The following is a 21,283-nucleotide window of genomic DNA, read 5'->3' as shown; positions in this document are numbered from 1 at the left end:
TTCTACTCCCCCTTCGTTTCGAATCCTGCAGACCTGCCAGTTTTAAAGCCAAGTTGCTTTCTATAGATCTCCCAATACCTCCCGTGCGCTGCAACAAGCTGAGCATGCGTGCCGCGTTCAATAATTTTCCCGTGATCTAGCACAACAATCATGTCTGCATCTTTAACGGATGAGATTCTGTGCGCAATAGTGATTATTGTGCGCGTGCCATCAAGCTTTTTCAGCTCCTGCTGAATATGCTCTTCCGTTTCCATATCTACAGCAGAAGTTGTATCGTCCATAATCAAGATTGCAGGATTATTTGCCAACGCTCTAGCTAAGCTCAAACGCTGCTTTTGCCCACCAGAAAGACCTACCCCACGCTCGCCTACTACTGTTTCATAGCCTTCTGGCATATCCATAATAAAATCGTCTGCTGCAGCAATTGTTGCCATCGTGCGAATGGTATTATCTAATTCCTTACAATTTTCTTTAGTTTGAGGTAATCCAAAACTAATATTTCCTGCAATAGTGTCCGAAAATAGGAATGTTTCCTGCGCAACTATGCTAACTTGGTTACGAACAGTTTCTAACGGCCATTCGCGCACGTCTTTTCCGTCAATTAAAACACGACCACGCGTAGGATCATAGAATCTTGCTATAAGACTTACGAGAGTTGATTTGCCGGAACCAGTTTCACCAAGAATACCCAGTTTGCTTCCAGCAGGAACGTCTAAATCAATATCTTTTAAGATTGGAGAGTCTTGATCGTCTGGGAATGAAAAATCAACATGCTCAAAAGTAATTTTACCTCTAATTTTAACGGTTTCGTCCGCTTCTTTTGGATGTCTAATATGCGATTCTTGCGTAAGAAGTTTGCGAATATTCACGCATCCTGCGTTAAAACGCTGCCAATCATTAATAAGCCAGCCCACCATTCGTACAGGCATGTGTAGCATCCAAAGGAAGCTATTAAAAGTGACGAATGCACCTAAAGTCATGTTGCCATTCAAAACAAGCCATCCGCCGAAACCAACTGTTATAAGCTCAAGCACAAAACCCATGCCATCGAGCCAAGGCATGTATTTTTGAGTATTTTTTGCAAGCGTAATATTGCAATTAAAGTAGTCTTCGTTGCACTTATCGAATTTCTTAGTTTCGTAATCCTCACGCACGAAAGCTTTTACTACGCGATTCCCCTCGATATTTTCTTCCACCATTGAATTCATGCGCGCAAAGGATTCACGAATTGCAAGGAATTTCGGTCTAGCTTTTTTGCCCATAATTTTTGCGAGCAGAAACAAAAATGGCGTAATTGACATAAGTGCTAAAGCGAGCTTCCACTGAATTGAAAACATTATAACCAGCGCTAGCACGAACATTACTACACAATCTAACGCCATATACGAAACCCAACTTAAAATATGACGAATCGCGTCAGTATCCGATGTCATACGACTCATAATGTCGCCTGTGCGCGTGTGATTAAAGTACGTAAAATCGAGAGAATGAAGCTTTTCGTACTCGTCGCTCACCAGGCGATACACGGCATTTTGACCAAACTTTTCCATTAAAAGCTGGTAAATATACCTTGAGCCAACGCGAACAATCATCATTGCTACCATCAAAACGCATACGCTTATAAGCAAATTATGCTGTTTGCCAATAATGATTTTGTCTACAATAAAGCCCGAAAGCAACGGCATTGTCATTGCCATCGTGTCATTGATAATAAATAGAAAAATAGCAAGCCAAACTTTCCACATGTCCGGCTTACAGTATTGCAATACCCAGCGCACGTTACTCGCATCTTTGCGTTTATTCGGATTGACGTACATGCGCCAGCTTCTCCTTTGTTTCCGATTTTGCTTTTTGAGACTTAATTTTAAATTTATACTATTTTCTCACATTAGCATACACAAAAAGATGTGGCGTGTAGCCAAAAGACTACACGCCACATGCTATAAGTTAAGCAATCAGCTTAGTAAACTTGCGCGAATTATCGCTACAAATTTACTTACTTCTGCCAGCCCATATCCTCTGGGTAGGTGCTTGCGTAACCAGCAGGGCCGTTGTTAGCAAAGCCCTTCTTGAACACCTGGTAAATAGGAGGAGCAGAAACTGGAAGAGTTCCGTAGAGTGCGAGAGCTGCAGACTCTGCCTTGTTTGCATAATCAGTCTGTTCCTTGTAATCGTAGGTCTTGCCAATCTTGTTGAGCATAGCATCAATCTTCTTATTGCCAACGAGACCGAGGTTGGAATCGCTATCAGACTTGTAAACCTGGCTTGCTGCAGACAAGAAGCTCAATGGAGATGTGGACTGCCATGCCAATGGAAGCACCTGGTACTCGTGCGAAGCAACAACCTCGGAGAACTTAGCAACAGCATGGTTCACAGTCTTGCACTTAATTCCAGCCTTCTTCATCATGGCCTGGAATGCGTTAGCAAGAGCTGCCTGAGTAGAATCATCGCCGAAGAAGGTGAAGGAAATCTCAAGAGTCTTGCCATTCTTGGCGTAGTAGCCATCCTTGCCCATCTTGTAACCAGCAGCTTCAAGGGTCTTCTTAGCGTTTTCGGTGTTGTACTTGCCGTCAGCAGGAAGATTGTTCTTGTAGCCAGCCTGGAACATGGAGAGAAGCTCAGAACCTGGCTGCTCGCTCTTCCAGTTCATGCCCTGGAACTGAATCTTGTTGTAGGTAGCAACGTCGAATGCCTGAACAACAGCCTTACGAACTGCAAGCTCGTTAAGTGGCTTGGACTTAGCGTTGAAGTTAAGCACGCGAACCTTGGTGCTGTAGCCGTAACGCAGCTGAGCACCCTTAACGCTACGAGCAGACTTGATTGCGTCCTTAGAAGAAATGGTATCGGTTACAGCATCGATTTCACCGTTCTGGAAAGCGTTCAAAGCTGCAGTATCTTCCATACGCTTTACAACGACCTTATCGAGCTTTGCCTTCTTACCCCACCACTTTGGATTGCGGGTGAAAACAACCTGATTTTCGGTTGCGGATTCAATCTGGAATGGACCTGCACCCCACTCGTTGTGAGGATTGTTTACCCAACCCTGGTTGAAGGTCTTAACGTCACCGGCCTTTGGATGAACCAGTGGAGCGAAAAGCATTTCCCATGTTGCGCATGGCTTCTCATAAGTCACTATAACCTGCTTTGGAGTGGAACCTTGTTCAACACTCTTGATGCAGTCATAGCCTTCAGTACTTGGGACGGAGTAATCCTTGTTCTTTCCGTTCAAAGCCTGCCAAGTAGCCTTAAATGCGGTGTAATCAATATCAGTGCCGTCATTCCACTTGGCCTTTGGGTTCAAGTTGTACTGAACAACGAGTGGCTTATCGCTAACCTTCTTGACGGAAGTGATGTAGTCAGGGTTGTACTTAAGCTTTTCACCCTTAACGGTGTCATAAGCCATAAGATCTGGCTGGTAGAAGCCCCACAAAGTATTCATGTAACCAGAGTTACCGTCGTTAGAAGCGTAATTCCAGTTTGGGCCGAGAACAGGAAGAGCAACGGTGTAAGTGCCGCCGTCCTTAACGTTGTCACGTGACTGTGGATTATCGTAACGCTTGTTGACATCTGGCATTGGAAGTTCGCCAGTGTAAGAAGTGTCAACACCAGCAGCTGGCTCTTCAGTCATACCTGCTTTACCAGCATTGTTAGTAGCACCGCCGCAAGCGCCGAGCAGCATTGCAACAGAAAGTGCAGCTGCGGCAAATACAGTCAGTTTACCTGCATTTGTATTTTTCATGATTCCTCTCATTCCCCGGATGATGTCCGTCTTCCGGTATGTTGTATGAGTATATACAACTCTATGACATTCGACAAATCGTTTTCACAAAATATTGATTTTTTTCTTTTCAACTTTATGAAAATTAGGCAAAAAAGAATAATTTATTATCTACAATGAGCAGAACAGAAAATTTTTTAGTTTATTTTGGCTAAAAAACAAAATATATTACGTTTTTTAAATTTATGTTACACAATAAAAAATCGCGCATGTTGTAATAAACATGCGCGACTAAGTAATTTATTCAGATTGATGAAGATTAACTAAAATCAACAAGTCATGAATTACCTAACATCGTCAAAATTATCTTCTTCAGAAAGAATAATACGCTTACGGTTCTTCTCAATTGTAGGATCCGGAATTGGCACAGCGCTAATCAAAGCCTGAGTGTAAGGGTGCTTTGGATTATCAAACACCTCATCCGTTTCACCAGATTCAACAATTCGACCGTGATACATAACAGCAATACGGCTAGAAATATGTCGAACAACAGCCATGTTATGCGCCACGAACAAGTAAGCAACACCCAACTTGTCTTGCAAATCTTCAAGCAAGTTAATAATTCCAGCCTGAATAGAAACATCCAAAGCCGAAACTGGCTCATCAAGAAGCAAAAGCTTAGGATTCACAGCCAAAGCGCGAGCAATAGCGATACGCTGACGCTGGCCGCCGGAGAACTGCGTTGGGAAGCGATCAACTTGATCAGGATTCAACTCAACCAATTGCATAAGCTCAGCAATACGCTGGCGAATTTCTTCCTTCGACTTCTTTTGCACGAGCAAAGGCTCGGCCAAAATATCGTAAACAAGCATACGAGGATCAAGCGAGCTCATTGGGTCCTGGAACACGTACTGAATCTTAGAACGAAGTTCGCGACGCTGCTCACGAGTCAACTTATCGTTCAACTCAGTACCAAAAACTGTAATAGAACCAGACTCAGGCTTCTTCAAGCCCATAATCTCCATCAAAGTCGTGGACTTACCAGAACCAGACTCACCAACCAAAGCAACTGTTTCGCCTTCACGAACCTCAATACTCACACCATCAACCGCGCGAACTTCGCCAACCTTACGTCGCAAGAAGCCGCCGCTAGTAATTGGGAATGTTTTAACCAAGTTCTTAACATCCAAAACAACTTTTCGTTGTTCACGAGGAATGCCTTCAAACATTGGCTTAATTGGCTTTTCGGTTTCCGCATGAAGCAACGAGCGAACAGTTTCGCTTTCCGCTTCAAGACCCATCATTGTGCTGTCGTCGCCGCTTTCTTCTTCAGCCATAAGCATATCCATAGTCGGCTTAGAAATTGGAGTCAAACGACGAGTGCGCTTTTGATCAACGCGAGGAACAGCGCCCAACAAGCCAATAGTGTACGGCTGAGTTGGATGAGCAAAAATCTCTTCAACGCTATTATGCTCAACCAAATGACCCGCATACATAACAATAACTTCGTCTGCAACGCCAGCAATTACGCCCAAATCGTGAGTAATAAAAATCATTGCAGCGCCGGTTTCGCGCTGAGCTTTCTTCAAAACTTCCAAAACCTGAGCCTGAATAGTCACATCCAAAGCGGTAGTAGGCTCGTCGGCAATAATAATGTCAGGATTATTGGCAATAGCCATAGCGATCATCACGCGCTGGCGCATACCACCAGAAAACTCGTGAGGGAAAGCCTTCAAACGCTCAGCCGGCTTAGTAATACCAACCAAATCAAGCAATTCAATAGAACGCTCGCGAATCTGCTCTTCAGTCATGTCAGGATTATGAATAACCAAAGCTTCCTTAAGCTGATCGCCAATAGAGAAAACTGGAGTTAAAGCAGAAAGAGGATCCTGGAAAACCATGGCAATATTCTTGCCACGAATCTTACTCATTTCTGCATCAGACTTAGTTAAAAGCTCCTCGCCCTTATACTTTACAGAGCCTTTAACGCTAGCGTTTTTATCCAGCAAGCCCATCACAGCCAAAGAAGTAACCGACTTACCGGAACCGGACTCGCCAACGATACCAATAGTCTTTCCGCGGTACAAATCAAAATTCATTCCGCGCACAGCATGCACAGTACCAGCTTCAGAAGCGAAGCTAACTTGCAAGTCGCGTACTGAAAGCAACGGTTCGTTGTTTTGATCTTCCATCGTGGTTTCTTCCTTAATAGCGTTATTTGCAATATCAGTCATGTTTATCACTCCAAACGCTCGTTAGTCGGCCTTACCAACAGACCTAGAATATGGATCAATGGCATCACGCAAACCGTCACCAATAAGCTGCACGGAGAAGGTTAGCAAAACAAGCACTGCAGACGGCACCAAAAGCACCCACGGAGAAGTCTGCACAACGCTTTGGCCAGCATTAAGCAAAGTACCAAGAGAAGTATCCGGAGCCTTAATACCAAGGCCCAAGAAGCTCAAAGCAGTTTCGCCGTTAATCGTACCAATAACACCAAGAACCGTGTTAATAATCAATACAGAACCCAAGTTTGGAACCAAGTGGCGCACAATAATGCGGAACGAAGAAACACCCTCGAACTTAGCTGCACGAACATACTCACGTTCGCGCAAGCTCAAAGTCAACGTACGAAGAGTACGAGCGTAACCAATCCAACCAAAAGCTGTTAAGCCAAATGCCAACCACAGCCAATCGCTACCACCACTAGAAGCACTAATGATTAAAGCAATCAGCAGGAAGGAAGGAACAATCAGCAGCATGTCCAAAAGCCACATACCAACCTGCTCAAACCATCCTTCGAAGTAAGAAATAGCAGTACCAACCAAAGCAGCAATAACTGTAATGGTAATAGAGCTAACAATACCAATGGAAAGTGAACGGCCAAGTCCGCGCACAACCATTGCGTACATGTCTGAACCGCCTGGCGTAGTTCCCAGCCAATGCTCTGCAGAAGGAGGAGTTGCTAAAGAAGAAAAGTCTGGTTCGTCGTAGCTCCACTTTGAAATCTTTGAGCCAAACAAAGCAAAAAGAATCAAAATTATGAGCATAACCAAGCCCACAACTGCAGACGGGCGACGGAAGAATCGACGCGTATAAAGCGTCATCTTACCAGTGCGCTTAAAGTTGCCCCAGGCACCAGCAGTAGCTTTTCTATCTGCAGCAGACTCTTGAGGTTTTGAAGATACATCTTTTTTATTCATATCAAATTCACCTACACTGTTCTGCTAGTTCAAACGAATACGTGGGTCGAGCCAAGCAGAGAAGATATCTGCAAGCAGAGCACCAACTAAGGTACATACAGCACCAAACGCTGCAATAGCAACAGAACCGTTAATATCGTTCTGCATAATGGTCTGAACGAAGTAGCTACCAAGACCGTTAATAGCAAACACGGTTTCAGTAATCACAGCACCCGTAAACACGCCTGCAATAGAGAAGGCGACGTCAACAGCTGTTGGAATCAAAGAAGTACGCAAAGCGTGGCGGCGAATAGCCAAATTCAAAGGTAAGCCCTTAGCGCGAGCCGTACGAACGTAATCAGCATTCATAGTATCGAGAAGATACGTGCGCTGCGTTAAATGATACCCAACCATGCCAGGAATTGTCATAACAATCGTCGGCAAAATCAAATGCTGAAGGAAGTCAAGAAGGAACATGAACGGGTCAGAACCCTGGTAAGAGTGCAAACCAGTAACGTAGAAAAGTCGCACGCCTGTTGCGTGGTTAATGCTAATAGCAGCAAGCACAACCATCAAACCCAAAACTGCTGCAGGAACAACCAACAGGAAGGTTGCGGTGGAATTAAGAACTCTATCTTGCCACTTGTACTGACGGATAGCAGTGTAAACACCAACGCTAACACCGAGAACAATGCCAAGAATTGTAGCGCCAGTAACCAGCTGAACAGATGCGCCAATACGAGACATAATTGCCGGGCCAACTGGAGCCTGATCTGGGCTCAATCCCCAATCCCACTTAGTAAAAATGTTGTAAATCCAACGGCAATAACGAGTAAACACTGGAGTCTGGTCGTTAATATTTGCCAAATCCAAAGAACGGTTGATTGATGCAATAGGTGGATGCGGATGCCTAGACATGTAGTTCGAACGCGGTCTCATAAAAGCACTTGTCAAGAAATACGTCATGGATACGGCAACAAACAACATCACCACATAATTCAGGCATCGTTTAACGATGTATCGTATCATTGTGACTCTTTTCTACGACTAGCCATTTTTTACCTCCATTCGGCATCCATAAATCTTGTGATTTACAGTATTGCCGATCTAACACTCGACCTTGAAAAGGGCGTGTTTGAATCAACCCTTGTCAATCCGGGACACATAATTAGTATATTTTTAGCCAAGCTATGTACAAAGAGACAAACAGAAAATATTTTTGCACAACACTTTTCTCAATACCCAAGGGAAAAATTTCGTATATATAAGTTACATTATACATATCTAAACATGCAAAAAAACGCAAAATATCAGTGATTTCTAGCTATATTTTTACACAAAGACATGTATTTTAAAATCAAAAAAGTATTTTTATACATACAAAATACGTTTTATAAGCAAATATAATAAATTCAAAATTTAATTACAAAAACTGAATATTTACCGAAAAAATTGTAGTTTTACTAAAATAATTAATAGTATTCAAGCAAATGCCGAAAATAGGCATAGACAAGAAACACACGCGAGACATTGAGCAGTATACAATATTTTTTATTCGTACTTTCAACTCTAAAAGGAGAATGAATAAGCTCATGGCTGAAAACGTCAAAGCCGTAACTCTGGAACATGTAAAAAATTATTCCAAACATTTTAACGAACAGCGCGCAAATCTTCTCGCCGCGAATGCAGCAGTAACAAATGGTGTGCTTAAAGCCGCAACAAGCTACCAAGGCAAGCGTGCTCTTCCTCGCGAATTCTCAATAGAATTAAAACAAGGCAGCATTACCAATCAGAAACGCTCCGGACGCTGCTGGATGTTCGCCTCACTTAATACTTTGCGATACGAAGTAATGCATAAGTGGAATTTAGACGACTTTGAGTTTTCAGAAAGCTACCTATTCTTCTGGGACAAGATTGAAAAAGCAAACGCTTATTTGGAAAATGTGCTTTCAACACTTGATGAAGATGTTAATAGCCGACTTTTTGAGAGCATTAACTATGGTCCAATCGATGACGGCGGCTGGTGGCAAATGTTCGTCAACTTGGTAAACAAGTACGGACTTGTGCCAAAGAGTGCATATCCAGATTCACAGAACTCAGTCGACTCTGATGCATTCGTACAATACATCAATACCAAGTTGCGCGAGTTTGCATACGAATTGCGTGAAGCTCATAAGAACGGAACTTCTTTGGAAGAATTGCGCGAAATGAAAGTTCGCGATTTGGAAACCGTTTATCGTATGACAACTATTGCCCTGGGTGAACCACCTGCACAGTTTGACTTCTTCGCACGAACTAAAGATGACGATGACGATAAGAAGGACGGCGAAAAAGACGAAACCAAGAAAGATGGCGAGAAAACCGGCAAAGCTGACAAGCCAAAAACCGGCAAAGATGAGCGTCCAATGATTTGTGAATACGGAATTACTCCACTTGAGTTCGCAAAGAAGTACGTTCCAGTTGACGTAAACGACTTCGTAACAATATGCAACGCACCTATGGAACGCACACCATTCAACAAGCTCTACCAATTTAAGTACAGCACCAACGTAGCTGAAACAAAGGAAATGGAATTTGTTAATGTGCCTCTCGATGTATTCAAAAAAGCAGCTGTAGACCAATTAAAAGATGGTCATCCAATCTGGTTTGCATGCGATTGCACGCAGTTCTCCTTGCGTGACAGTGGATTCTTCGATCCTGCAGTTGTGCGCGTAGATGAATTGTTTGACGTGAAGTTTACATTCGATAAAGCTCACGGCTTGGAATATATGGATTGCCCAGGAAATCACGCAATGACATTCACTGGCGTGAATCTTAACAAAGATGGCGAGCCAGATCGCTGGAAGATCGAGAACAGCTGGGGCAAGGATGCTGGCGAAGATGGCTATTATGTTGGCTCAGCAGAGTGGTTCGATCGTTATGTGAACGAAATAATCATCAACAAAAAGTACCTTGACAAAGAAACTTTAGCTGTATTGGATCAAGAACCAGTAATGCTTGAACCGTGGGCGCCACTTTCGAAGCGTTGCCGTTAAATCGTTACCATTAAAATTAAGTTTGGTAACTATGTGAGCGCAGATTGTTTTTGCAGTCTGCGCTTTTATTGTTGTTTTACTTTTTTCACAAATTAAAAAGAAGCCCGGCGGGAAGAGAAACCCGCCGGGGCAGAGAGAAAGAGAGAAGAAGGTTTCAATTATGGGGTTCGAAAACGAACCTCGCTAATGGCGAACCATTAACATATGTTATGTATAGCTAAACATTCGTCCAAAGAAAAGAGTTTTTCCTTAAAATTTCCTTAAAATATTTTCTTTTAGAGAACCATTTGCTATGTTCTTTAATTTTACAATTTATTTATTGAGAATTTCAACCTATTTCTCACTATTTTCCAAAGATTTTTTTGCTGCAGCAAGTCTTTCCGCCTCGACACGCTGACGCTCGGACAAAGCAGATGCAAAACGCTCAAGCTCCTCCTCAACTGCTTCTTTTGGAATCTTGGCAAAAATAGGACTTGGCTTAGGCACAGGCGTACCTGCTACCAACTCCTCACTCTCCCAAGGATGAACAGTTTCCCCCAAGCGATAATCGCCCGTAATAATCGGATACTTGAAGTCTGGATTATCCAAATCTTCAACTTCTTCAATATGAGGCAAAGGCGAGAATACGCCAGTGCCACCAAGTGCTTCCCAAACTTTTTGAGCTGCATGAGGCAAGAATGGCGCAAGCAGATGATTAGCATCCGAAACAGCCTGAGCTGCAACATGCAACACAGTACCAAGGCGATCCTCATCATCTTTAATTTTCCAAGGCTCAGTTGCAGAAATATATTTATTAATATCCGCAACTACTCGCATTGCTTCAGTAAGAGCATTCTTCTGACGATGACGCTCAATCAAACTACCAACCAAAGCAAAAGCATCAGAAGTTTGATCGAGAAGAGCGCGATCCATTGCAGTCATAGAATCTTCATCAAGAGGAGGAATTGCACCAAAGTTCTTATTAATAAGATTTGCCACACGATTGACAAGATTACCCCAGCTTGCAGCAAGTTCTTCGTTATTGTGACGAGCAAACTCAGCCCAAGTAAAATCAGCATCAGAATTTTCTGGACCCGCAATAGAAATGTAGTAACGCACAGCATCTACAGGGTAACGTGCCAAAATATCCTTCACATAAATCACGATTCCGCGCGAAGAGCTGAACTTCTTGCCTTCCATAGTCATGAACTCAGAAGCAACAACCTGTTCAGGCATGTTCAATGGGCCATAAATGCCAGCCTCACCACCTTTAGAACCAGCACCGTTGTAGGCAAGCATTTCCGAAGGCCAAATCTGAGAATGGAAAGTAATGTTATCTTTGCCCATGAAGTAGTATCCAGGAGACTTAGGATCACACCACCAATCACGCCAAGCGTCTGGCTTGCCTTGTCGACGAGCCCATTCAATAGATGCAGACAAGTAGCCAATAACAGCATCAAACCAAACATATAAACGCTTATTTGGATTATCAATCCATCCTTCAACAGGAACAGGAATGCCCCAATCAATATCGCGCGTAATAGCTCGCGGCTTTACTTCATTAAATAATCCAAGCGAGAAATTAATAACATTCGTGCGCCAACCTTCGCGAGAATGAAGCCAGTTAACATTCGCTTCAGCCAAAGCAGGCAAATCTAGGAAATAATGTTCAGTTTCTTCAAAGCGCGGAGTTTCACCATTAATTTTAGAAACTGGATTAATAAGCTCATCCGGATCAAGCTCGTTTCCACAAGCATCACATTGATCGCCACGAGCACCATCTGCGCCACACAATGGGCATGTGCCTTCAATATAACGATCTGGCAAAGTACGACCAGTGGAAGGAGAAATAGCAACCTTCTGAGTGCCCTTGTAAATATAGCCGTTCTTTAAGCACTGACGGAACATTTCTTGCACAACATGCTCGTGATTTGCAGTGGTAGTACGCGTGAACAAATCGTAGCTCAAACCTAAATCGCACAAATCCTTAGTAATCACACGATTATAACGATTAGCAAGCTCTTGTGCAGAAACGCCTTCCTTATCTGCTTCAACCAAAATAGGTGTACCGTGCTCATCCGTGCCAGACACCATTAATACGTCATTACCTTTCATGCGCTCGTAACGCGCATATACGTCTGATGGAACCCCGAAGCCTGCGACGTGACCAATATGACGAGGGCCGTTAGCATACGGCCAAGCAACATTCACCAAAATATGACTCATAGACAATTATTATCTTGTTCAACGCGGACAGTACATAAGAACATTGCAAAAAGAATCCCAAATATACGAGAAAAACACGCTGGATAACAAGCCTCACACGAGTTCATCCACATATCCACAAGTTATAAAACCAGCCTGGAATTGAAGCAAATATAAACATAATCTCAACTTATGCACTACGAAACTAATGCACTAGAAAACATGCACTAAAAAACAACAATATGCACAATACGAATCGTAAATAATCGCGCTGAAAAATAAATATGCAAAAAGAAAGGATTAAAGAAAATTGAAAAACCAACAAAATATGCGCAATTTATTGGATATTTGCGAAGAAACACAAACGCAATTCCCAGAATTACTTGACGACAACCATTTACCAGGTCCAATGTGCATGAAAAAACTTTCTCAAATTGGTGTATTCAATAGGCTTGATTTAAATGCAGGATATTCAAATAAGGCAGCTATTTCCACTCAAGGAAGAAGCAATATTGTGAGCAATCTTATGCCTACAGAAAGCATAGCCTGTTTATTTACTGCAGCATGGGTTTGGATAGGGGGTCATTTTCCTGAAAATATAGATGTTATTGATTATGGGCACAGAAGAAAAAAGCCGCACGGTCATGCGATTCGCGCATTTCGAAGACACTTAAACAATGAAGAATACGTAATACTTGGAAAAATTAGAATAACAACGCCAGAACGAACAATTTGCGATTTAGCGTACACTCCAAGCGAAAACGAAGAGCACGAACCTTATAGAAAAGATATTGCTCACCTATTGATATCTAAATACAGCATTGACTTGCGAAAATGCAAACGTACTATTGACGGAAACCCATATTTCCCAGGCTCAATACATGCAAGAAATTGGATACGAAACATTGCGAAAGAAGCAAACAAACCATGGAAATGAAGAACTCTTATGCAACTAAAACAAACAGCCCTCCAAAACCACCTATAATACTCACGCCATCTGTTGCTATCGACCCTGCAACAAAAATGGAAGTGCTATGGTACATCGCGCAAAAAATACCGGAACTTCGAAAATGGATTATTGCAAACCCTTCAGCAGACGCGCAAATTTTAGAATATATTTCTCAACAAGGTGGACCTGACGTTCGTTACAGTTTTGAAGTGCTATTTTCTGCGTATGACAGCAATGAATAGAAAGCAAAAAAATAGTAGCAAAAGCAGAAATCTTATTTTTGATCAGGTTTATGCTCAAGACAAGACGCATAAACTTGCTTACGATTAGCAAAAGATCCGTCAGCAAACGGATGCTCTTTTACTACTTTTGTAATTGCTTCTTTTATGCGCAAACCTTCGGATTCTGCACATTCAAGCGAAAGCTTTGCAAGAGCATCAATGCTTAAATCTGTGCTTTCAGACTGCACTTCTTCATCACTTGCACCACCGATAACTAAAACTATTTCACCTCGAGGAGGATCCGCTAAAACACCATCGTGAATACTTTGCACAGTTCCACGACGAATTTCCTCAAAATCTTTTGTAAGTTCACGGCATAACGCCATTGGACGATTAGAACCAAGTACTGCCAATATGTCTTCCATTGCTTCTGCAATACGATGTGGAGCCTCATAAAATACTATTGTTCGTCGCTCGGCTTTAAGTGAGCGCAAATGCTGTTGACGCTCACCAGATTTACGAGGCAAAAAGCCTTCATAACAGAAGCGATCGGTTGGCAATCCAGAAAGAGCAAGCGCATCTAAAACTGCACTAGGACCAGGCGCGCAAGTAACAGGCAAATCTCGCTCTATTGCACGTCGAACAACAGCAAGACCCGGGTCGTTAATGGTAGGCATACCTGCGTCTGAAACAACAAGAACAGTGCTACCCTGCTCAACTTTGTCTAGCAAGCCATCTGCCTTATTTCGCTCATTATGATCGTGGTATGCGATTACGCTACCAGAAACATGCACACCAAGGCGATTCGCTAAATCATAAAGCCTACGCGTGTCTTCAGCAGCAACAATATCAGCAGTTTCAAGAAGATTAATTAATCGTGCAGAAGCGTCTGCCATATTCCCAATAGGCGTAGCAGCTAAAACAACTTTACCTAAACTATCTTCTTCGTTACACATCTTGAATCTCCTTATAAAACTTCTTAAAACTCTACACGAATTTATAAAAGAACGCACTTACAAAGCGAGGTATTTGATTAGAATTATGCTTAGTGTAATTGCAATATAAGCGAAACGAAAAGAGACACTATGAAGATTATAAATCAGAAAATAAAAAGTATAGATGGAAGCGATGCGCAGCTTATTGGGTATATTTTAGACGATAATTTAGATAGCAAAGGCTTGCAAAACCGTCCTGCAATTCTAATTTTGCCAGGCGGTGGCTTCTTGCGCGTATCGAATCGTGAGGCAGAGCCTGTTGCCATGAAGTTTGCTGCAGAAGGATTCCACACTTTTGTGTTGCGATACTCGCTTACTCCAAGCACATACCCAACTCAGCTTTTAGAAGCAGCAGAAGCGATGAGCTTAATTCGCAAAAACGCAAAAGAATGGCACGTAGATGCGCAAAAAGTTGCAATTATTGGATTCTCCGCTGGAGGGCATGTGGCTGCAAACCTTGCAACTAGCGTTAGCGACGAAGTTGAGGAAGCAAACGGGTATGCTGCTGATGACGTGCGACCAAATGCTCTTATGCTCGCATATCCTGTTATTTCTGCTGGGAAATATGCGCATAAGCCAACGTTCGATCGTCTATTTGGAGAAGTTAGCAACGAAGAGCGAACTGAACTTGTCAATAAACTTTCGCTGGAAAATCACGTGGATCGTAAAACTCCACCTGTATTTGTATGGCAAACCATTACTGATCAAACAGTTCCAGTAGAAAATTCAATAATGTTTGTGAACGCTTGCGTTGAAGCTGGAGTAAGTGTTGAAGCGCACCTGTTCCCTAAAGGACCTCACGGCTTAGCTTTGGCAGTTAAAGAAACAGCAAAACGCGACGAAAACGGAAATGTGCTTACTGAATTTGTGCAGCCAGAAGTTCAGCAGTGGGTTAAGCTTGCTTGCGATTGGTTGCATCGCACTTTTGCGTAATTTAACTTCAACTCTCCCGCGTTTGTTCCCTTTTTAACCCATTTGGTAAACAAAGCAAAAACAAAACGTCGCCCACACACCATGATTGATATGTCGACGACGTTTTGTTACTTGCTATTAATAAGTAATTTTAATTAATCTCAATATTTAAGAGAAAATCACACTATTAATATTTCACACTATTTTTGGCATTGGAGTAGTTAGTGAAGATGTGAGATTTACTTGCACAACTCCAGCTCCAGCGTGAACTTCCACTTTCTTCAATGTCACAGTGCGAGAATCTTCAGGTGCATGATCATCGTCAGTCATAGTTGCTGGCGACTTTACAGCAACAAGCGCGAGGTCATCGAAAACAACTCCAGAATTTGCACACAAATTCTGCGCTTCTTTCAATGAATCAGCAAAACCTGCTTTATCGATCACACGCTCAGTAGGAACACCGTAAGCTTCTGCGCACAGCAAGTTAATTCGCTCCCTAAGCGTCTTTCCACGCCTACTTTCTGGAACTTTCGTTTCAACATCATCAGTTATTGCAGACACAAAATCGTCCAGCTGATTTGCCAAACCATCGCCACCATCGCGGAATAAATTGCCAACAATCGGCTTTCTGAATCCTAAAGACTTAGCTTGTTCCAACAATTCAGGAACTTGATTATCTTCACCTTCCCACAAATTAATCAACGGGAACGTAGGGATATTAAGAGATTCCAAACGAGAAACATGGAATGGGTAACGCCAAGCCAAAGTTTCGTCATCTCGCCAAGTAGTTGCGCGAGTAACTACAACTGCAGCAGCAGGCCACTTTGCACCAAACTCGCGAGCAGCAATATCTAACCACTTTTGAGCACCAGCATCCGTACCATAACCTGCTTCTACAACCACAACATCATGCTCAGCGCAAGCCATTTCAACACTTACAAGGCTTGGAATACCAAGCGAAACGTTCGCAAACGGGCCACAATGAACGTAAATTGGAGAACCATTAATCGTCTCAGTTTTAGCAGGCTTTACAGCGTCGGCAAGAATATTGGTGATTCGCCACAAATCCACAAACTCGCCAAACTGAACAGGCTTACCGTCTTTTGTGCCAGCAATCATTGAAGAAACACGATGAGAAATCTCGTCCATACTGCGCGACAACACTACGATTTGCATGAGCTCGCAAGTTGGCGTCAAAACGACGCGCTCAGGAACAGTCCCCTTGCCAAAATCAACAGCAATGCTTCGCAAAGATCGCGAAGGAACTTCGCTAACTCGAGGAACTAAAATAGTATCAAGGGCACCCTCGTCGACTGCTTTTTCCGCAAACGACACAAGCAAATTCTGCGCGCAAGCAATAGCAGCCATTTCACCACACAAACCCCAGTCAATCAACTCAGGGTGAGAAAGCGAAGACTTACCGCCACCACTTGCACCACCTTTAGAACCAGCAGCTGTAATGCCCATGCTTGGCTGACGAAGAACTGCAGCTGCGTCCACACCTCGCTCACGCAAAGCATCAACCAACGCAATAGTTGTAGTCGTTTTACCTTCTCCGCGAGAAGCTTTCAAAGGAGTATCAGCAGTAACAAGCAGAACTTTACCGCGCTTCCTAGGCTCCTCTGGATGTTGCTTTAAATAATCCAAGTACCCAAAGGCATCAATTTTTTTAACCAAACCGAATGTTGTAGTGTATGAATCAAGAATGCTCATGTACCCCTCTTTCATAGGCATATTGGCACAACTATGCATGCGGATAATGTTAATTACATGATTCATACTATACGATTGTTTGTTCGCAGCATAGGCACCACACGCAATATCTATACGCGCTATTAGCAACGTCTATAGCAAAATAACAAAAGATAACAAAAATGCCTTCCACATGAAATAAAAAGTTCATTTCTTAGGAAGGCATCTGAGTTATTAAATTATTTTCGTAAGTTTTTCCATATCAATTACGAGAAAACTTATTTAATTGCATTTCAGTGATCGGAACGATTAAAACCATTCTTCATACGCATGCTAGTGATGTACAGAACTGTGTCAAGCAAAGAATCGGTTTCTTTCTTCAACTTTGCTGCCATGTCGTCATTTGCTTCAGCCAAAGCCTCACGCACTTTGTCGTTACGGAGCTCTGCAATAATAGCTTCAGGATCGCGAACTAAATCATCGTAATCTTCACCTTCATCACCTTCACGCTCTGGCTCGTAATCAGCCAAATCAACGCCAAGAAGATCTGCCACGGCAGCATCCGTAGACTTGACCATTGCGTGACCAAGGGAACCGACAACTTCTTGGTAGCGCTCAATCGCGTTTGCAGTGTCGTTAAATGCGGCATCCGCAAGAGCAGCAATAATGCGATTCTCCCAATAGAAGTTTTCGCTTGTTACGCGAGTAGTCGTATCTTCCAAATACTTTGGAGTGCGATTTACGTTTGGATAGAACGGAATCAAAGAATTGAAAGGATTAGAACCGTAAGTAATCCACTGAATTGCACGCATTGCTTCCGGCATGTAAGGGCGGATTTGCATTACAGCAAGCTCGCTTTGACGGTTAATGCCGATTGGACGCAACATGTGACGAGTATGCTCATCTCCAAGCTTGCCGTAAGGATCATACTCAGTGCCCTGATAGTGAGAGCTCAAAACGTACTTAACGTCTTCAATTGTTACCTTGCGCTCAGGCTGGCGAGCCCAAGGAATATCGTTGCTGTCCGGACGATGATCAGCGTCTTTACCATCCCACACTTCGTCATACGGATTCAAGAAGCGCTCCATGAACCATGCACGAGGAGTGTTGTAAACGTGGTCGGCATCCGAATGAGAGCCGAAAGCGTCGCGAGGATTGAAAGGAGAAGCGTTTTCAACCGACAAATCCAAGTGATTTTCTTCAATAAATTCAAGCAAATCAGCCGAGCACATATGCTCTTCTTGAAGATCAAAAGCATCATCTAAATCGAACTCGTCAATTCCAAGCTGGTTTGGCATAACAACATAAGCTTCATCCGGCACACGCTTAGCAATCCAATGATGACCACCGACAGTTTCAAACCACCAAATCTCGTTCACATCCGAAAATGCAACGCCATTCATCTCATAAGTGCCGTACTTTTCAAGCAATGCACCCAAACGCTCAACGCCTTCGCGAGCGCTACGAATATAAGGCAAAACAAGCGTTAAGAAATCTTCTTCGCCAATTCCACCCGGCACTTCCGGCTTGTAGTCAGCATCTCCAACTTTGCCTTGTTCTTTTTGAAGTTCAACCATTGGATCTGCGCCTAACACGCGCTCGTTGGACGTAAGCGTTTCAGTTGCGCTCATTGCAACATTTGCTTCGTTAACGCCAGCTTCTCCCCAAATTCCTTCACGCAAGTCTGCATTTGGCACGCTTGTGTATTGCATTGGATTATCCGGCAACTCGACTGTTACGTGGCTAAGAACAGACTTATAAACGCGAGGCTGATCTTCCGGCTTTACTACCACTAAACGCTTCGGATTAAACTCGCCATTTGCCGAGTCTTCGTTACGCGCAATAAGCGTGGATCCGTCGTAACTTGCTTTTCTACCAACAAGAATTGTTGTGCATGCCATATTTGCATCCTCTGTTTTTAGATTTTATATTTTATTTTTAGATTTGTTACTGTTTGATTCTAACGCTTAGGCGTTAACTGCTAACCTAATTGGTTGCTCTCGTGCTTGCGTTTAGGCTTTACCAGTAAGGAACATTCCACCAGCATCTACACCTGAAGTCACATTTCTTACTTCGCGTAACAATTCATTCATGTAGAATCCCGGCTTAAGATTTGGCAAAGGCTTTTCTGTACCAAAAACTTCAAACATGTATTCGTGATCTTTATCAGGAGGTTGAGGACCGTTGTATCGCATAGTAATTGCTGAATCATTGCAACCAATAAATCTGCTTGCTTGCGAATTACGACCTTGAAGAGCTTCCGGAATCATAGAAGTCATTGTGCGAGAAAAATCTTCCGGTATTTGTAAAGCGTGAGAATCGTTAAAATCAAACATTAACGCTTCAACAGGCACGTTCGCGGCAGTCCAGTGAATCCATTCAAAACCGCATACCGGTATTGCGTCGTCGTCAACAAAACGCCAATGCAAATAATGCACGAAAGATGGCATATTATCAACGTAAAACGGGAAAGAAACTACTGGCACTCCACTGATCTTATTCTGCTCCGGCGCAGCTTTAGAATAATCATCCGGAATGGTAGTGAAATCTGTAGAAATATTCATAATTTAAGTATCTACCATTACACAACACTAATCAACTACGCGAGTAACAAATAAACGCAACGTTTGTGCAATCTAATTATTCAAGCGGATCGTGGCGCTCAAGCAAAAAAACACTACAGAAACAACGCTAACTGCATAATTTGACGGTCAATATAAAACGTGCGCCCAGAAAAATCTAAACTGGGCGCATTAACTAAAATGTAATTTTTTACCGTACTCTATTTATTTTGTAACAGCCTCCTCATGAGTTTCAGCAGCCTTAGCTGCCATAGCTGCTTTCTTAGCAGCACGCTCTTGCTTCTTAATTTCTTCAATGAACTCAGCATGCTTTACTGCAGGAAGCCAGCCAGTGTTAACAACCTTAACCTGCCATACCCAAGCCAAGGCAAACAGAATAACAGCAACAATAATCAAGCTTATAGCACCAACGCCAGCACCGAGGTGAGCGAAGTTACCCACAACAGTACCAATCCAACCAAAGTCAGCATCGCCGAAGGTGGAGTTTGCCAAGCCGAAGGAACCCATAACAGTAAGCAATACTGCTGGAAGGAATGTAATAATTAAACCGTTAATAAAACCACCGAGAATAGCACCACGACGACCACCGGTTGCATTACCAAACACGCCTGCACCACCACCATCGAAGAAGTGAGGCACCATTCCTGGGAGAATCAATGCCAATCCCCAAGCTGGACCCATCCAAATTGCAATAAGTCCGAGAGCTACAAGACCTCCAACGAAGGAAGACAAGAAGCCAATAAGAGAAGCATTAGCACCGTATGGGAATACGATTGGAATATCCAATGCTGGACGAGCGCCTGGAACGACCTTGTTAGCAATACCCTGGAATGCAGGAACCAATTCACCTAAAATAATACGAACGCCGTAGAGGATGACACTAACACCAATTCCAAATTGCAAAGCCTGAGCAAAAGCCGCCATGTAGAAGGCACTATAGTCCGTAGGATGAGACGCGAAAATCTTGAAGAGTTCCTTTACTGGCAACACAACCGAAGCCCACACTGCGAATACCAAATACAGCACAACCATCAACAAAGTCGTGGAGACCATTGAATCACGCAAGAAGCTCAATCCCTTAGGGAAGTTGATATCTTCAGTAGACTTAGACTTCTTACCAACAGCAGCACCAACAGCACCAGAAACAATGTAACTTAAGGAGTTAAAGTGACCAATCGAGAGCTTATCGCTACCAGTAATACGGTTCATAAAAGGCTGCGCAAAAGCTGGCAGAACAACCATAACCGTTGCCATAATGACAGAGCCGACAATAACAATAAGCAACTGGTTGCTTGCGCCAAAACCAACGGAAAGAACTAGAGCCAAAAGCATAGACATGAACACCATGTGGTGACCAGTCAAGAATATGTACTTCAGAGGAGTAAAGCGTGCAGCAAGAAGCATAAGAACGAAGCTGAGCACAATAATGTACGCAGAAGTAGCACCGTACTGACCTGCAGCCTGAGCAGTAATAACCTCATTTGTAGGTACAACACCATGAGCACCAGTAGACTTCAAAACCAAGTCGCCAAATGGAGCAAGGGCGCCAACAACAACGCCAGCACCTGCACCCAAAATGAGGTAACCCATAGCAGCCTTTAAGCCGCCTGCAATCACCTGTCCTGCACTACGCTTGAGTGCGATAAGACCGATTGCTGCAATAATACCAATCAAATAAGCCGGCACATTCAAAATCTGCTGACTTATGAAATTTAAAACCTGAACTACAATGTTCATCTTATTTCCTTCTTTTTATTTAGAAAAAGCGAATAGCACATGAAATAACAGTATGACTATGCCAAAGCAGTAAGCA

At 43.1% G+C, this 21,283-nt stretch carries 15 protein-coding genes; 4 read left to right on the top strand and 11 right to left on the bottom strand.

The window, feature by feature from the left end; genetic code table 11:
- Positions 1-2: 2 nt before the first annotated feature.
- The 5 genes from HXT32_RS00705 to HXT32_RS00685 all read right to left on the bottom strand — a co-directional run bounded on the left by HXT32_RS00705 (position 3) and on the right by HXT32_RS00685 (position 7,929).
- Positions 3-1,817: an ABC transporter ATP-binding protein gene (locus HXT32_RS00705; protein WP_033888404.1), complete on the bottom strand. Its 1,815-nt coding sequence runs from the start codon at positions 1,815-1,817 to the stop codon at positions 3-5.
- Between the two features lie 179 nt (positions 1,818-1,996).
- Positions 1,997-3,739, bottom strand: coding sequence for an ABC transporter family substrate-binding protein (locus HXT32_RS00700; RefSeq protein ID WP_165845956.1), 1,743 nt, complete (start codon positions 3,737-3,739; stop codon positions 1,997-1,999).
- 323 nt (positions 3,740-4,062) lie between these two features.
- Positions 4,063-5,952 (bottom strand): ABC transporter ATP-binding protein, encoded by a 1,890-nt coding sequence (locus tag HXT32_RS00695; protein WP_004107998.1) that lies wholly within the window; start codon positions 5,950-5,952, stop codon positions 4,063-4,065.
- 21 nt (positions 5,953-5,973) lie between these two features.
- Positions 5,974-6,921, bottom strand: a complete 948-nt coding sequence (locus HXT32_RS00690) for an ABC transporter permease (RefSeq protein WP_004107999.1) — start codon at positions 6,919-6,921, stop codon at positions 5,974-5,976.
- A gap of 24 nt (positions 6,922-6,945) precedes the next feature.
- Complete coding sequence (locus tag HXT32_RS00685) at positions 6,946-7,929, bottom strand: ABC transporter permease (RefSeq protein WP_033888405.1); 984 nt, start codon at positions 7,927-7,929, stop codon at positions 6,946-6,948.
- A gap of 563 nt (positions 7,930-8,492) precedes the next feature.
- On the opposite strand from HXT32_RS00685, the gene HXT32_RS00680 reads away from it, so the two are divergent.
- Positions 8,493-9,935 carry an aminopeptidase C gene (locus tag HXT32_RS00680; protein ID WP_033888419.1) on the top strand — a complete coding sequence of 481 codons (1,443 nt, stop codon included), beginning with the start codon at positions 8,493-8,495 and terminating at the stop codon, positions 9,933-9,935.
- A 333-nt stretch (positions 9,936-10,268) separates the two neighbouring features.
- Here the strand turns inward: HXT32_RS00680 and metG are convergent, their stop codons facing one another.
- A complete protein-coding gene (gene metG, locus HXT32_RS00675; protein ID WP_004108005.1) occupies positions 10,269-12,140 on the bottom strand; it encodes a methionine--tRNA ligase in 1,872 nt (623 codons plus the stop codon).
- A gap of 307 nt (positions 12,141-12,447) precedes the next feature.
- Here metG and HXT32_RS00670 point away from each other — a divergent pair, with 307 nt between their 5' ends.
- Positions 12,448-13,056: a hypothetical protein gene (locus HXT32_RS00670; protein ID WP_004108009.1), complete on the top strand. Its 609-nt coding sequence runs from the start codon at positions 12,448-12,450 to the stop codon at positions 13,054-13,056.
- The gene (locus HXT32_RS00665; protein WP_004108011.1) at positions 13,047-13,310 is read left to right on the top strand and encodes a hypothetical protein; all 264 of its coding nucleotides are present in this window, start codon (positions 13,047-13,049) and stop codon (positions 13,308-13,310) included. Before HXT32_RS00670 ends, HXT32_RS00665 begins: the two co-directional genes overlap by 10 nt.
- Before the next feature lie 32 nt (positions 13,311-13,342).
- On the opposite strand, the gene rsmI is transcribed toward HXT32_RS00665, so the two are convergent.
- Positions 13,343-14,245, bottom strand: a complete 903-nt coding sequence (rsmI, locus tag HXT32_RS00660) for a 16S rRNA (cytidine(1402)-2'-O)-methyltransferase (protein ID WP_004108018.1) — start codon at positions 14,243-14,245, stop codon at positions 13,343-13,345.
- Between the two features lie 129 nt (positions 14,246-14,374).
- Between rsmI and HXT32_RS00655 the strand changes: the two genes are divergently transcribed.
- Complete coding sequence (locus HXT32_RS00655; protein WP_004108020.1) at positions 14,375-15,217, top strand: alpha/beta hydrolase; 843 nt, start codon at positions 14,375-14,377, stop codon at positions 15,215-15,217.
- Positions 15,218-15,391: 174 nt separating this feature from the next.
- Here HXT32_RS00655 and HXT32_RS00650 read toward each other — a convergent pair whose 3' ends face one another.
- From HXT32_RS00650 to HXT32_RS00635, 4 genes are all read right to left on the bottom strand, one after another.
- On the bottom strand, positions 15,392-16,909 hold the full coding sequence (locus tag HXT32_RS00650; RefSeq protein WP_076003090.1) for a formate--tetrahydrofolate ligase: 1,518 nt from the start codon (positions 16,907-16,909) through the stop codon (positions 15,392-15,394).
- A gap of 272 nt (positions 16,910-17,181) precedes the next feature.
- Positions 17,182-18,789, bottom strand: coding sequence for a C69 family dipeptidase (locus HXT32_RS00645; protein ID WP_422118978.1), 1,608 nt, complete (start codon positions 18,787-18,789; stop codon positions 17,182-17,184).
- Positions 18,790-18,900: 111 nt separating this feature from the next.
- The gene (locus tag HXT32_RS00640) at positions 18,901-19,452 is read right to left on the bottom strand and encodes a YbhB/YbcL family Raf kinase inhibitor-like protein (RefSeq protein ID WP_004104740.1); all 552 of its coding nucleotides are present in this window, start codon (positions 19,450-19,452) and stop codon (positions 18,901-18,903) included.
- A gap of 222 nt (positions 19,453-19,674) precedes the next feature.
- The gene (locus tag HXT32_RS00635) at positions 19,675-21,207 is read right to left on the bottom strand and encodes a PTS ascorbate transporter subunit IIC (RefSeq protein WP_012914509.1); all 1,533 of its coding nucleotides are present in this window, start codon (positions 21,205-21,207) and stop codon (positions 19,675-19,677) included.
- Between the last annotated feature and the right edge of the window lie 76 nt (positions 21,208-21,283).

The organism is Gardnerella sp. DNF00747 (assembly GCF_049262675.1).
Classification (GTDB): Bacteria; Actinomycetota; Actinomycetes; order Actinomycetales; family Bifidobacteriaceae; genus Bifidobacterium; species Bifidobacterium swidsinskii.
Note: the sequence above shows the minus strand (reverse complement) of the source record. Positions and strands in the feature narration are given on the sequence as shown.